This is a genomic window from Hugenholtzia roseola DSM 9546 (genome assembly GCF_000422585.1).
GTDB classification, from domain to species: Bacteria; Bacteroidota; Bacteroidia; order Cytophagales; family Bernardetiaceae; genus Hugenholtzia; species Hugenholtzia roseola.
Map to the genome: position 1 here is coordinate 60,898 of NZ_KE383888.1, position 13,442 is coordinate 74,339.

The following is a 13,442-nucleotide window of genomic DNA, read 5'->3' on the forward strand; positions in this document are numbered from 1 at the left end:
AAGCAAGAAAATAGTAAAGATGCAAGTCATCTTTCAAACACAAACCTAAAAGCAGGCGCGTGTCCCTTCGCAACACTTAAAGCCCTGATACTTTAATTGCTTGCAAGGTCTGAAAATATAGCACAGCACGAAATTACGACATAGTAAAGGAACGATTGCTAAATCCTTGCGGTTTAATAAACAGAACTTTGCCAACCAATTTCAAACCATTTGGGGAGATTCCAGAGCGGCCAAATGGGACGGACTGTAAATCCGTTGTCTTACGACTTCGAAGGTTCGAATCCTTCTCTCCCCACAATCTTATTATTTTACTGCGGAAGTAGCTCAGTTGGTAGAGCGACAGCCTTCCAAGCTGTAGGTCGCGGGTTCGAGCCTCGTCTTCCGCTCCAATGATGTATGATTAACCACCTAAATTTGAGAAAAAGCCGACGTAGCTCAGGGGTAGAGCGTTTCCTTGGTAAGGAAGAGGTCGTGGGTTCAATTCCCATCGTTGGCTCTACGGACAGGTGCTGTTAATCATATCTTTTTTTATCAATAGCGCAACTTACAATCTTTCAATTTTCACACTCGTTAAATAATCTGCAAAAAGATGGCTAAGGAAACCTTTAACCGCTCCAAACCACACGTTAATATCGGTACTATCGGTCACGTAGACCACGGTAAAACTACCTTGACGGCTGCTATCACCAAAGTTTTGGCAGACGCAGGTCTTTCACAAGCGAGAAGCTTTGATTCTATCGATAACGCGCCTGAAGAAAAAGAGCGTGGTATCACCATCAATACCGCTCACGTAGAATACGAAACGCAAAACCGTCACTACGCACACGTGGATTGCCCTGGACACGCTGACTATGTAAAGAACATGGTTACGGGTGCAGCGCAAATGGACGGTGCTATCTTAGTGGTTGCGGCTACGGACGGTCCTATGCCTCAAACGCGCGAGCATATCCTTTTAGCACGTCAGGTAGGTGTTCCTGCTCTTGTCGTATTTATGAACAAAGTAGACTTGGTAGATGACCCTGAACTTCTCGACCTCGTTGAAATGGAAATCCGCGACCTTTTGAGCTTCTACGAATTTGATGGCGATAACATTCCAATCACACGTGGTTCTGCTCTTGGTGCTTTGAACGGCGAGCCTACTTGGGTAAAAACCGTTATGGATTTGATGGCTTCAGTAGATAGCTACATTCCACTTCCTCCTCGTATCACCGACAAGCCTTTCTTGATGCCTATCGAGGACGTATTCTCTATCACTGGTCGTGGTACAGTTGCTACGGGTCGTGTAGAGCGTGGTATGATTAAAGTAGGTGACCCTGTTGAAATCTTAGGTCTTGGCGACGAGCCTTTGAAATCTACCGTTACAGGTGTAGAAATGTTCCGCAAACTTTTAGACCAAGCGGAAGCTGGTGACAATGCAGGTATCCTTTTGCGTGGTATTGCCAAAGAAGACATCCGTCGTGGTATGGTTATCGCAAAACCCGGTACTGTTACAACGCACACACACTTCAAAGCCGAAGTTTACGTATTGAAGAAAGAAGAAGGTGGTCGTCACACGCCATTCTTCAAAGGTTACAACCCACAATTCTTCTTCCGTACTACTGACGTAACAGGTACTATTTCGCTTCCTGAAGGCGTAGAAATGGTTATGCCTGGTGATAACCTTACTTTCGAAGTACAATTACAGAAGCCTATCGCAATGGAAAAAGGCTTGCGCTTCGCTATCCGTGAAGGTGGTCGTACTATCGGTGCAGGTCAGGTTACAGAAGTATTGTCGTAATCGGAAAGACCAAGCAGTTTATTGCTGGTATAAATTGAACAAGAAAAGGTTTTCAGATGCAAGTCTGAAAACCTTTTTTTATGCGCTTTCTTTCGGAGAAGGGCTTAAAAATGCGTTTTTTTTCATAAATTGCCCTGCCTTTTAAAAAGCTGCAACTTTTTAAAGGGCGATTCTCTTTTTTTCACCCCAACCCCTCTTCTGATGACACCATCAGCTTCCTCCCCTACACAAGAAAAGTCTTTGACACTCCACTCTACGTGGCAGAAGCACCTCAAAATCGGGCTTTTTGGCTTTGGCTGTGTCGGACAAGGCTTGTACGATATTTTCACTAAAACTGACCTTTCTGCCGAAATTGTCAAGATTTGTGTCAAGAATCCCGACAAAAAGCGCAGCCTACCTGCTTCTTATTTTACCTTCGAGGGGCAAGAACTGCTCGAAAATACAGACATCAATTTGATTGTCGAGCTAATCGACGACGCAGAGGCGGCTTATCAGATTGTCAAACGCGCAATGTTGGCAGGCAAAGACGTTGTTACGGCAAATAAAAAGATGTTGGCTTTGCACTTACCCGAACTTATCGCCTTACAAGAGCAAACAGGTACGGCTTTGCTGTATGAGGCGGCTGCCTGTGGTAGTATTCCTATCATTAGAAATTTAGCCGAATATTACGATAATGAATTGCTTTATTCTGTATCGGGTATCTTTAATGGTTCTTCAAATTATATCCTGACCAAAGTCATAGACGAAAAATTGAGCTATGAAGTAGCCTTGAAGGAGGCACAAGATTTGGGCTTTGCCGAAACCGACCCGACGCTTGATGTGGCAGGTTTTGATGCCCTTTACAAGTTGTGTCTTATCGCGATGCAAGCCTATGGCGTGGCAATCGAGCCTGCTAGCGTTTTTCGATATGGCATTACGGCTTTGGGAGCGGAAGATATGCAGTTTGCAAAAGAAAAAGGCTTAAAAATCAAACTCATCAACTATGTAGGAAAGGTGAGCGAAGATGAAATTTGCATCTTTGTAATGCCGCAATTCGTAGATGAAAAGCACTATCTCTATGATGTCAATTACGAGTACAATGGTGTGATTGTAGAGGCTGCCTTTTCCGACAAGCAACTTTTTGTGGGCAAAGGAGCAGGCGGACATCCAACAGGTTCGGCAGTGTTGTCCGACATTTCTGCCTGCCGCTATAATTATCGCTATGAGTATCGCAAGAGTCGCAGAGAAAAAGCCTTGCAGGTTACGCAGGAGGTTTTTTTAGAGGTCTATGTGCGTTATGTGCATAAATCAGACTTAGAAGTGTTTGATTTTATAGAAATTCGCGAAAGATACGAAGGGCGTTCGTATGGATATGTTATCGGAACGGTCTGTTTAGAAGATTTGATAGCCAAACGCGAGCGCATCGAGCGTAAGCCCATCTTTTTGGCAGCTTTGGGAAAGAAGCCTGAAAAGGCGGTTTTACTTCCCAAAAAGACACAACAGACGGTTTTTATGGTCTGAAAATGACCTTTTAAGAAACAAAAGAAGCCCTATTAGCCGTTAAAAACACTGATAGGGTTTTGATTTCAACTCAAAAAAAGTAGCAAGCTATGTCAGAAATTGTTTATACGCCCGACCTGCTCAATAAAGTAGGGCAAAATACGATGGTTTCGCATCTGGGTATCGAAATTGTGGAATTGGGGGAGGATTATATCGTAGGCAAAATGCCCGTAGATGCGCGTACTGTGCAGCCCATGCGCATTTTGCATGGAGGGGCTTCAGTGGTTTTGGCAGAAACGCTGGGCAGTTTGGGCGCACAGCTCAAAGTGGATTTGGAACGGTTCGCCTGTGTAGGTCTGGATATCAATGCAAACCATTTGCGCGGGGTAGGCGAAGGAAATTGGGTCTATGGAAAGGCTACGCCCATTCATGTTGGACGCACTACACAGGTCTGGGAAATTAGAATTACGGACGAACAGCAAAATCTAATTTGCATCAGCCGCCTAACCATGGCAGTGGTGGAGCGAAAAAAGTAATATTTCTTCTACAAAGGGCTTGGCTCTATTCTAAACCTTTTTCCGAATCAAACATGGAAACTCCTACTCCTTTACAAAATCGTTTGCAAGAAAGTTCTATTATTACCTTTGATTTAGAACAGTATTATCCAATAGGCGAGCGCACGACTTACGATTTGGCGCAAAATCTCTTTCAGGGTTTGATTTTGAGAGAAAAAGACCTTCGCGAATTTGTCAAGACACACGATTGGGAAGCCTATCGCGGCAAGCACGTTGCCCTTTTTTGTAGTGCAGATGCCATTATTCCCACTTGGGCATATCTTATCCTGACAGCACACTTGCAAAAGGTGGCGCAAACGGTTATCTTTGGCGATATGCAAGCCTTAGAAACGCATTTGTACCTCAAAAAACTTGAAACAGTGGTCTGGGAAGATTTTAGAGATAAAAAAGTCGTTATCAAGGGTTGTTCTGAAAAACAAGTTCCGACGGCGGTTTATGTGGAGGCAATGCGCCGCCTTGCCCCGATTGCCAAACTATTGATGTTTGGAGAGGCGTGCAGCTCTGTGCCACTCTATAAAAAAAGCCCTGCTCAATAATCTTTTATCCTACCCATGACAAAAATTAAACTTCTCTCGCTGGTGGCGGTCTTGCTTTTGGTTGCGATAGTATTGCTTTGGCAAACCGATTCCTCTTCGGCTTCAAAAGACGAACAGAGCCTCACCCCTGATGCTTTTGCCCTATCGGACACTACCGCGCTGACGCGAATCGCTTTCGGAGAAGAGCTTTTTTTTGACAAAAAGGCGGAGGGGCTTTGGCAGGTCAATAACCACTATTGGGCAGACGAGGAGATGTTTCAATCGCTTTTGAAGGTATTGCAAAAGATGGAAATCAAGCGGGGCGTTTCGGCTTCGGTCAGTGATGCTGCCGCCAATGCGTATCTCAAAAATGGCGTTACGGTGCGCTATTTTACCCAAGACAAACTTCTCAAAAGTTTTGCTATTTGGGAGTATGAAGGTGAAGCCTATGCCATGTTTGAGGGGGGCGACATGTATATCGTCCATCTGCCCGGCTACTACGTGCCTTTGCACGACATCTTCAAGCGCAAAGATTACGAATGGCGCGACCGAAGCCTGCTCAAAACCTCTGCCAACACCTTTCAATCCTTAGAGGTGCAGTATTTTCAGAAACCCGAGGAGAGTTTTAAAATCAATTATACCGATTTTGGCTATCAGGTAGAAGGCGTGGCAATGCTCGATACGGCTTTTTTGTTTCAATATTTGCCTCTTTTTGGAAATTTTGAAGCCGAAGAGTACCTTTACAACGATTTACTAAGGGATTCGGTGTCCCAACTTACCCCCTTTGTTAGCTTTACCCTTGCCGACCTAAATCCTACCTATTCAGGAAAGGTGAGCATCTATGTACCTGAAAAAGGCAACATCTATGGCATCATCGAGCGAAAACAAGAGAGCGTTTCGCCTGAATTAGTCATTTTTGACTACCGTCGCTTGGAATATTATTTAGCCAAAAGGCAAGATTTTATACAAAAATAACGCTATGACTTCTTTCCCTTCTCTTGACAGGCTCGAAGTAATTATCTTCGACTTAGGTGGTGTCTTGCTCGATTTGGATTACAAAGCTACCAATCGTGCCTTCGAACAACTGCTGCATCTCGACTTTGATTATTTTTATACCCAAACCAAACAAACTACCCTTTTTGATGCCTTCGAAATTGGGGCTATTTCGCCGCAAACTTTTCGCGAGCATATCCGCCAAATGGCACAAACGCAGGCTATTCAGAAAGAACCCATCACAGATGAGCGCATCGATGACGCTTGGAACGCCATGTTACAAACTTTTCCCGTTCAAAGAATAGAACTTTTAAAAGAAATAAGCAAAAAGAAAAAGATTTATTTACTTAGCAACACAAATGCCATTCATAAGGCACGTTTCGATAAAATTTTTCAAGCGCAATACGGCTCACTGTATCCTAATTTAGACCATTTTTTTGTGCAGGCGCACTATTCCCACCTTTTGGGGAAGCGAAAACCCGAAGTCGCAACCTTTCAACACCTAATAGATTTACACCAACTTGACCCTGCCAAAACCCTTTTTATAGACGATTCGCCTCAACACATAGCAGGTGCGCAGCAGGCAGGCTTGCAGGCTTTTTGGTTGCAGGTGCAAAAAGGAGATGATATTTTGAATTATTTTTAGGCAAAATGCGCTTTTTTGTCTTTTTCTGTTTATCTTTGTTTCGTATCAAAAATATAGTAAGATGCAAAAAAAGCTACTTCTCTTGTTAGTTTTCTTGCTAATAGGATTTTTTAAGCCACTTTTGGCACAGGAGGCTTTCCCTGCGGTTAAGGATAGTTTGGAAGTCTATCAAAAAAAAGCAAAAGAAGAAAACAAAAAATTGCTTATCTTTTTTACTGCCAAATGGTGTGCGCCCTGCCTCAAACTTAAAAAAGGCACTTTCGAAGAGCCAGCAGTAGAAGCAATCGTCGAGGCGCGTTACCTTTGGATAGAAGCCGACATCGACACGCCCTTTGGAGACAAACTCATCAGACACTTCAATTTAAAAGGAGGCGGCATTCCCGTTTTGCTGATTTATGAAGAAGACAAAATATTGGCTCTGCACAATGGCTATCTCACCCCTTCGCAGGCGGTTTCGTTTTTAGAAAAAGACTACCACAAGGAGCAAGAAACTGTACGCATCTATAAAAATGTGCTTGATTATCAGTGGTTTAAGGGCGTTTTAGTGGGTTATGCACTAACGCAGGCGCAAACGCCAAGCCATTGGCAGCCGCAATGGACTTCCTCTTTTCAGGCAGGTTTGTTGCTCAATTATCATTGGCGAGCGAACAAGACATTTTCTATTCACTTTTTATACCAACGAAGAAATTTAAAATTTGATGAAAATTATATTTTAAATAGAAATTTTGCAACGCTTGATGTACAATACAATCACCCACTTTTTGTTTATGGTGGTGCTTGTAAGTCGCCTTTTTGGTTTAATTTTGCCCTTTATGGTGGTTATTCTTTTGCCGATAAGTTGCAAAATGCCGAAAATGCCCCTTTTTCTCTTGAAGCGTTGCAAAAATGGGACGCAGGCGCACGCTTGGGATTTAGTGCTTCGATGGGTACTTTCGAGCCTTCGTTTGGGTATGAGCAAGGTTTTCTGAATCTTTCGCCCCAAAATAGCAGCGTATTGCATAGACAATTTTATGCAACACTAAAAGTAATGATTGGAAAATAAGCGATTTTTTTTAATTTGTATAGTAAAAATTTTTATTGCTTTCCTTTTTCTTTTTTAGATTTTTTAGAAGCCTTCTTTCCTGCAAAAGCCTGAAAAACAGGCTGTTTTTGAGGTTTTATTTCTGTGAAGGTCAAACTTTGTTTGGTGGTAAGGCGATTAAAAGTAGGCTTTCTGGGTTCGAGTTGGAAAAAAGGATTGACAAGCCAATTATCCCATTGCACCTGATTTTTTAGATACAAAGCCAAAATCTGCTGACTGTCCTGATAAGCCTCCTTCATATCGCGCACAAGCGCAGGCGTGAGCAGGTCTAAATTTGCAGAAAAAGGAACAGTGAGCCAATGTGCCAACGGACGATTTTGAGAAAAACGCGCTTCCAGACCCGCAGGATAGACTTTGTAAGTTTTTAAGGGTGCGTACTTTTGCCCACCCAAAACCCAAGTAGGCACGCAGGCAAGGCGTGAAAGTGAAATTTTACCCTCTTTTTTGCTTAGTTCGAGTCGTAACATTACCCCTGCCGTAGAATAACGCCAATATTGCGCCGAAATAAAATTGCCCAAAGAGTACGCCACAAGTCCCGAATCGAGCGTTGCGCCATTTTGTGTCTTAAATTTTTCTATCGGCTGTAAAACGTGAGGGTGTCCGCCAATGATAATATCTGCACCTGCGGCAATTATTGCCTGTGTGGTTTCTTTTTGGTAGTCATTGGGTAGGGTCTGATACTCTTGCCCCCAATGTAGGTGTATGATAACAATTTCAGCCCCTTTTTTTCTTGCTTTTTTTATATCTTGTTCTATTTTTTCAATTTCTATATGATTGACCAAATATTTTTTTGAGGTAGGCACAGGCAAATTAGAAAATTGTGTATAGGCTAAAAGTGCAAAGCTAATTCCTTTTTTGGTACAAATAACGAGCGAGTCTTGTGCCTTTTCATTGCGATATGTGCCTATGGGGGTAAGGTTTCGCTTTTCTAATTCGTCTAAGGTGCGCAAAATGCCCGCTTCGAGTTGGTCGTAGGAATGGTTATTCGTCGTAACTATCAAATCAAAACCTGCCGTTTTTAGCGCGTCTGCATAGGCGTTGGGCGTGTTGAATTGGGGGTAGCCTGAATAGTTTTGCGTTTTGCCCGCCAAAACCGTTTCGAGATTGCCGATGGCAAAGTCGGCTTCGGAAAGGTAGGGCTTGACCATTTCGAAGTAGGGTTCAAAATTGTACCCCCCTTCTGCTTGGCGTGCGTATAAAAATTGGGAGGAGTGTCCCATCAAATCGCCTACAAAGACCAAAGAAAGGGTATCTTGTTTGATATTTTCTTTTTTTTGTGCAAGCAAAATTTCAGATTGTAAAAACAAAAAAGCAAAAAAAACGAATAGTATATCGTAAAAACGGGGCATAAAAAAAGACATAGACTTGGTATTTTGCAGGGTAGAAAAAGAGAAGGCTATTTTTGCGCTTTCAAAGTTAGGCAATTTTCTACCGACAAAGAAAAAAATATTCGCACGTGATAAGCGTTTTGAGTAGAGAAAGCCTATCAGAAAAAAGAAGGTAGGTTTTTATTTTATGAAAAATATTTTCACTATTTCATTCAAACTTATGAACTTATCTTGTCTTTTTATCCTGCCTTTGCCTTCTGCTATGAGGCACTTCTGCCTTCAACTTGGCTTTGTGCTGCTCTCTACCTTTGCTTTTTCTGCCCCTCTTTTGGCTCAAAATGAAAGCCTTAGCCCTATTGGAAAATGGAAAACAATAGACGACAATACAGGCAAGGCGCGTTCTATTGTAGAAATTTATGAAAAAAATGGTAAAATTGTTGGTAAAATTATCAAAGTCATTGACCCCGACAAACCCAATCCGCTTTGCGAAAAATGCACAGGCGATAAGAAAAACAAGCCCATAGAGGGCTTGGAAATTATCTATGACATGAAAAAAGACACTTATTACTAAAAAGCCCATTTTCTGATGTAAGATTTTGGGCTTTTTTTGACAAGGTGCGATTATTGGAAGAATGCAATTTTGATGCCATAAAGCAAGACCAAGAGAAAAGAGATGCAAAGCGTAGAAGCTGTAAATAATAAACTAAATACGATAATTTTTCGCATGAGCTTATCGTATGATAGTTCAAAATTTGGTTTTTTGTATTCGTTCATAAGTCTAAATGTTCTTTTGATTGTGGGTGTCGTAAGGTATAATGGACTTCTTTAAATTCTTCACTCCAGATACCCATTTTTTGGTCTTGTGCGAAGCGTTCTAAATTTGTTAGTTCTGGTTTCAAACTGTACTTTTCCCAATGCCATGCCAAACCTTCACTAACTAATTTTTCATCTAAACTTTCATTTTTAAAATGTACTTCTGCTAAATAACGTCCGTAAGTATCTTTCTTAAATACTTGTATTTCAACTTCTTGCGAAAGTATCAAGTCAGAAAGATAACGCTGCACTTTTTTACCGAAATCGGTTCTTAGTTCAGGTACATCAATATTAGCAAGTCGAATCGTAATCGGCAAATTATGGTATTGGACGACGAAAGTGTCGCCGTCCAAAACTTTTAAAACTAAAACCCTCATACTATTTTATTGTTTGAGGTTTGTTTTCTGCGTCAGTGGGCTGCTGCTGTTTTCCAACGACCATATCAGCGGGCAACTCGTACAAAAGTGCAGTTTCTTTTGTGAGTTCAATTCTTGGGGCTTTTTCGTTTGGCGTAACAGTTTCGGGAACTAACGGCTCTTTGTCCAAAGAAAGAACAAGATATTTTACATTTCCTTTTGTTACTACTTTTTGATACAAGACTGCATCTCCGCCAGCTTCCCAACTAACCTCGAACAAGAGAAAGCCATTCAAATAGATGCCAAAAACGAAATAGTCGTGTTCGTAACGGTGTTTGATGATTGTAATACCGAACATAAAACAAGGTTTAGAAAGTGGAAATTAAATTGAATTCCAAATTTACATCTTCGGCGTATTCCTCGCCATCATTTGTAAAACAGGAATAAAAAGGCTCTAAGTCTTTATTTTTTGCAATCAAAATAGTTTTATCTTTTGTTTTGATGAAAATTAGGACATTATTGCCGTTTTTTTTGATTTTGAGCAAACCAGAAAAGTCGTCGACCTTTTCATGCTCTATCAATTTTGCGATTGTTGTTTTTTCTGTCATGAGGTAAATCTCCTTTGTAAAGTAAAGTATCTACAATAGTTTCAATCCTTACTAATCGTTTGATGAGATGTTCGTTATCTCTCTTATATTCAGAAAGAAAAATCCAAACTAAGTACAATAACAAACCAATACTCATAATCAAAACAAACAACATTATCAAGACTGCAATTTCAAAGCGTACTATTTCCATCATAATTTGAGTGTTTAAATAGCAAGGGAATAACATTCCCCTGCTAAATAATATCAAAGATAAGCAAGCCTAAATGGTCGCTCTTTTTGCAACAATGGCAGCCTGTACTGCTGTGTAGCGTGCAATTTCAGTATCGAGGGCTTGCTTGCGAATTGAAAAAATCATCAACACAGTACTACCAATGCTTTCCGCACGTTTGTTGAGGTTGAAAACTTTAAAATTCAATTTTACAAGTTCGTCTTCGAGTTGCTTGCGAACAGGTGAGCCAACGGGTAGGGTTGGAATGATGCTATTGTAGCTATCGGCAGTTGTTTGGGCAGCCTCTAAGTCAGCTTCTACTTGCGTAGAAATTTCAATCGCACGAGCCGAGCGTCGAGCAAGGCTAAGTAATTGAAAATTTGCTTCGTTTAAGGCTTCAACAATCGCAGCTTCGCCCGCATCACATTCTTCTACTGTGGTATAAAGTGCCACAATGTCGAGTTCTGGATTGATAAAGGACATAACTGTAATAAATTTGAGTGAAAAAAAAAGATAGCGCAAATCTCAAAAGCCAAAATTAAAGGAATTTTTTTTGTGCGTTTGCTAATTTTTTTGTATATTTCAATGTTTTCTAACAAACTTCATTCTATTTCATTCTGCCTTTACAATAGGCTCTACACTGAAAAAAACACTTTTTCACTTCTCTAAATCTTTTGTAAAATGCTTTGTAAAAAACAATTAGCAGAACTTTACGGTATTTCACGCCCGACTTTAAATGTTTGGCTTAAGAAAATAGGCATGTATGAAAAGGGAAAATCACTTTTTACACCTGCACAAATCAAAATCATTTTCGACGCTTGGGGCTATCCTGATAGCTATTTAGATAGAACAGAAAAAAAAAACCACACTTGAAAGGTGTAGTAGAGTTTATGAACGAATCAGAACTTACATAGACAAAACAAAAGAAACCGTATTCACCATAGCCGTAGAACTATACAATTTCAGGAAAACTTTTGCCCTAAAAAGAAAAGTCATACGGCTATAATTATTCATAAACTCTAGTTTTTTTAGTGAGATTTGTAGAAAATAATTGCCTCAATCTTCTTTTTTGCCCATAAAAAGCAATTTATCTACATAGATTTTTGGTTTTGTCATCTCTACATTTTCCTGATTTACAAAGGTTTCAATGCGTAAAATACCCTCAACGTATATTTGTTTCCCTCTTTGAAACCATGCAACATCAAAAGAATTTGCGTAGAGTTCGCAAGAATACCAATCGACAAATTCTGTATCTTGCTTTTTATAGTTAATTGCTACTGAAAAGTTAATAACTTTTTTAACTTCTCCTGTACTTTTAACTGTGATTTCTTTGGCTTTGGCAGAGCCAATATAGCCGATAATTGTTACTTTTGCTAAACTTGCCATGTTTTTAGTTCGTTTTGAAGGTGGTAAAATAAAATTTCAGACAAATCAGAAGGCAAAGTGTATATTTTACCTTCAAAAGAAAGTAAAATATCAAAATTTGTACTATTTGAAGATTTTACTAAGCCTTCAATAAAAGAAGTCAAAGGCTTATGGGTACGTTTTTTTTTCCTGCTCATAAATTTTGAATGTTAAAGTAAAGAAAGGGTTATCAAAAACAAGTAAAAAAAGGATTTTCATAAGACAAAAGTTAAAGGGTATAATAAAAAAAGGCTGCAAGTTATTTGGTTCTTACTTTCGTATCGTCATGTGCGGCATATAGTCTGAACCTTGCTAAATTCAATCCATTGCTCGAACTTATTATCAGATTGTCCAAATAAATAAAAAGGGGTTGCACTGTCTTTTACAGCATATCGGATAAAATCCTTAGATTGCTAACAAAGTAAATACGCATTTATCCCCTGATTTGCAGCCTTTTAGCTTGTCTGCTATGGACGATTTTTGTCATACATAACTTTATTTTTTCCACAGAAATAAACTTGTATTGCTAATTTTCTGGTGGCTGCGATAAGTCTTTGTTTAAAAGTTAGATGGTCTAACCTTGAAACTAACTCTTTAATTTGCGGATTGTGTCGCATGGCAATATTAGCGGCTTGGCTTAGTGCTGCCCTCAATTGAGAATTACAAACTGATTTGTGTGCAATTCTTGTTTTATACTTGACAGAGCTACCACTTTCATAGAAATTTGGTACAACGCCGATATAAGAAGTAAAATCACGAGGATTATTGAACCTTGTAAAGTTGTTTGTATAATAGATAAGATAAGGAATAGTATTCTCACCAACACCCGAAATACTGTTTAAGGCTTCGTATGTTGCTGCAAAATTTTCTTTGCAATATTGAGAAATTCCCTTATCAAAATTCTTTTTGTAGGCTTGATTATTAGAAATGAGAGAACGCAAACCCTTGTCGGCATATTCAAAGGTTATATTTTCTAATTTATCCTGCACAAAACCATAAGCCTCTAAAATATTATTTAAGGCTCTATCTCTTTTTTCAAGTTGTTTTTTTGTTCGGATAAGCAAACCCAACTCAATAAGGTTAGCAGTTCGAGCCACATAGGGACGAACTAATTTATCTTTGTAACGGTGTGCGTAATCACTAATTTCCTTCGCATCTACTTTGTCGGTCTTATTGCGCTGCAATACTGTTTTTTTATAAGACGCGATAGAAAAAGCATGAATTTCGTTACAATGATAGCCACGAGAGCTAAAATAATCCATAATTGGAAAGCTATAAATGCCTGTTGTTTCACAAGCAAGATTAAAATTTATACCACTTTCCAAGATAATACGCTCCAAATTTGCGTAGCCTTTCAGGTTGTTGTTAATCCTACCTGTACGCAGATAATGTCCCATATTTTTAGGATTTGGGAAGGCGTAATCGATTTTCTCTTTTGAAATGTCTAATCCTATCCAAAACATAGATGTTAGATTTTCTTTACAATGTCTTGCAAAACTATCAAATATTTTTTACCTTTGCAAGTGTCCAACCAAAAAAATGTAAAAAAAATTTACAAGCCCATGATACAATCCATATTCTTAATATATTTGCTTTCTATGAATACAGAACAGATATTGGCTAAATTGCGACAAATTCGCAAAGAAAAAGGCGTAAGCC

18 protein-coding genes and 3 tRNA genes are annotated in these 13,442 nt (G+C 39.7%); 12 read left to right on the forward strand and 9 right to left on the reverse strand.

Annotated features, from left to right (window positions below):
• The first annotated feature begins 212 nt into the window (after positions 1-212).
• The 10 genes from G500_RS0120535 to G500_RS25380 all read left to right on the forward strand — a co-directional run bounded on the left by G500_RS0120535 (position 213) and on the right by G500_RS25380 (position 7,027).
• Positions 213-295: transfer RNA gene (locus G500_RS0120535), tRNA-Tyr, on the forward strand.
• Between the two features lie 18 nt (positions 296-313).
• Positions 314-389 (forward strand) — tRNA-Gly (locus G500_RS0120540).
• A 35-nt stretch (positions 390-424) separates the two neighbouring features.
• A tRNA-Thr gene (locus tag G500_RS0120545) sits at positions 425-496 on the forward strand.
• A 93-nt stretch (positions 497-589) separates the two neighbouring features.
• Entirely contained in the window at positions 590-1,777 is a 1,188-nt protein-coding gene (gene tuf, locus G500_RS0120550) for an elongation factor Tu (RefSeq protein WP_027003906.1), read from the forward strand.
• A 201-nt stretch (positions 1,778-1,978) separates the two neighbouring features.
• Positions 1,979-3,277, forward strand: coding sequence for a homoserine dehydrogenase (locus G500_RS24460; RefSeq protein WP_086047992.1), 1,299 nt, complete (start codon positions 1,979-1,981; stop codon positions 3,275-3,277).
• Between the two features lie 89 nt (positions 3,278-3,366).
• Positions 3,367-3,792, forward strand: coding sequence for a PaaI family thioesterase (locus G500_RS0120560; RefSeq protein ID WP_027003907.1), 426 nt, complete (start codon positions 3,367-3,369; stop codon positions 3,790-3,792).
• Between the two features lie 53 nt (positions 3,793-3,845).
• Positions 3,846-4,367, forward strand: coding sequence for a DUF2480 family protein (locus tag G500_RS0120565; RefSeq protein WP_027003908.1), 522 nt, complete (start codon positions 3,846-3,848; stop codon positions 4,365-4,367).
• 15 nt (positions 4,368-4,382) lie between these two features.
• On the forward strand, positions 4,383-5,321 hold the full coding sequence (locus tag G500_RS0120570; protein WP_027003909.1) for a DUF4340 domain-containing protein: 939 nt from the start codon (positions 4,383-4,385) through the stop codon (positions 5,319-5,321).
• A 4-nt stretch (positions 5,322-5,325) separates the two neighbouring features.
• The gene (locus tag G500_RS0120575) at positions 5,326-5,985 is read left to right on the forward strand and encodes an HAD family hydrolase (RefSeq protein ID WP_027003910.1); all 660 of its coding nucleotides are present in this window, start codon (positions 5,326-5,328) and stop codon (positions 5,983-5,985) included.
• Positions 5,986-6,046: 61 nt separating this feature from the next.
• Positions 6,047-7,027 carry a thioredoxin family protein gene (locus G500_RS25380; protein ID WP_051203976.1) on the forward strand — a complete coding sequence of 327 codons (981 nt, stop codon included), beginning with the start codon at positions 6,047-6,049 and terminating at the stop codon, positions 7,025-7,027.
• A 32-nt stretch (positions 7,028-7,059) separates the two neighbouring features.
• Here the strand turns inward: G500_RS25380 and G500_RS24470 are convergent, their stop codons facing one another.
• Positions 7,060-8,352 carry a CapA family protein gene (locus G500_RS24470; RefSeq protein ID WP_161626174.1) on the reverse strand — a complete coding sequence of 431 codons (1,293 nt, stop codon included), beginning with the start codon at positions 8,350-8,352 and terminating at the stop codon, positions 7,060-7,062.
• A gap of 262 nt (positions 8,353-8,614) precedes the next feature.
• Here G500_RS24470 and G500_RS24475 point away from each other — a divergent pair, with 262 nt between their 5' ends.
• On the forward strand, positions 8,615-8,965 hold the full coding sequence (locus G500_RS24475; RefSeq protein ID WP_211220185.1) for a DUF2147 domain-containing protein: 351 nt from the start codon (positions 8,615-8,617) through the stop codon (positions 8,963-8,965).
• Between the two features lie 50 nt (positions 8,966-9,015).
• Here the strand turns inward: G500_RS24475 and G500_RS25845 are convergent, their stop codons facing one another.
• From G500_RS25845 to G500_RS0120625, 6 genes are all read right to left on the reverse strand, one after another.
• Positions 9,016-9,168 (reverse strand): hypothetical protein, encoded by a 153-nt coding sequence (locus G500_RS25845; RefSeq protein ID WP_154657259.1) that lies wholly within the window; start codon positions 9,166-9,168, stop codon positions 9,016-9,018.
• Positions 9,165-9,584, reverse strand: a complete 420-nt coding sequence (locus G500_RS24480) for a thermonuclease family protein (protein WP_051203981.1) — start codon at positions 9,582-9,584, stop codon at positions 9,165-9,167. The genes G500_RS25845 and G500_RS24480 overlap by 4 nt, the downstream gene beginning before the upstream one ends.
• A 1-nt stretch (position 9,585) precedes the next feature.
• Complete coding sequence (locus G500_RS0120610) at positions 9,586-9,921, reverse strand: hypothetical protein (RefSeq protein ID WP_027003911.1); 336 nt, start codon at positions 9,919-9,921, stop codon at positions 9,586-9,588.
• Positions 9,922-9,931: 10 nt separating this feature from the next.
• Positions 9,932-10,171 (reverse strand): hypothetical protein, encoded by a 240-nt coding sequence (locus G500_RS0120615; RefSeq protein WP_154657260.1) that lies wholly within the window; start codon positions 10,169-10,171, stop codon positions 9,932-9,934.
• Complete coding sequence (locus tag G500_RS26110; protein ID WP_027003913.1) at positions 10,131-10,364, reverse strand: hypothetical protein; 234 nt, start codon at positions 10,362-10,364, stop codon at positions 10,131-10,133. The genes G500_RS0120615 and G500_RS26110 overlap by 41 nt, the downstream gene beginning before the upstream one ends.
• Before the next feature lie 66 nt (positions 10,365-10,430).
• A complete protein-coding gene (locus G500_RS0120625) occupies positions 10,431-10,862 on the reverse strand; it encodes a hypothetical protein (RefSeq protein WP_154657261.1) in 432 nt (143 codons plus the stop codon).
• 198 nt (positions 10,863-11,060) lie between these two features.
• Between G500_RS0120625 and G500_RS0120630 the strand changes: the two genes are divergently transcribed.
• The gene (locus G500_RS0120630) at positions 11,061-11,252 is read left to right on the forward strand and encodes a hypothetical protein (RefSeq protein WP_027003915.1); all 192 of its coding nucleotides are present in this window, start codon (positions 11,061-11,063) and stop codon (positions 11,250-11,252) included.
• A gap of 183 nt (positions 11,253-11,435) precedes the next feature.
• On the opposite strand, the gene G500_RS0120635 is transcribed toward G500_RS0120630, so the two are convergent.
• Entirely contained in the window at positions 11,436-11,765 is a 330-nt protein-coding gene (locus G500_RS0120635; protein ID WP_027003916.1) for a single-stranded DNA-binding protein, read from the reverse strand.
• Between the two features lie 485 nt (positions 11,766-12,250).
• The gene (locus G500_RS0120645) at positions 12,251-13,246 is read right to left on the reverse strand and encodes an IS110 family transposase (RefSeq protein ID WP_027003918.1); all 996 of its coding nucleotides are present in this window, start codon (positions 13,244-13,246) and stop codon (positions 12,251-12,253) included.
• Positions 13,247-13,442 lie beyond the last annotated feature (196 nt).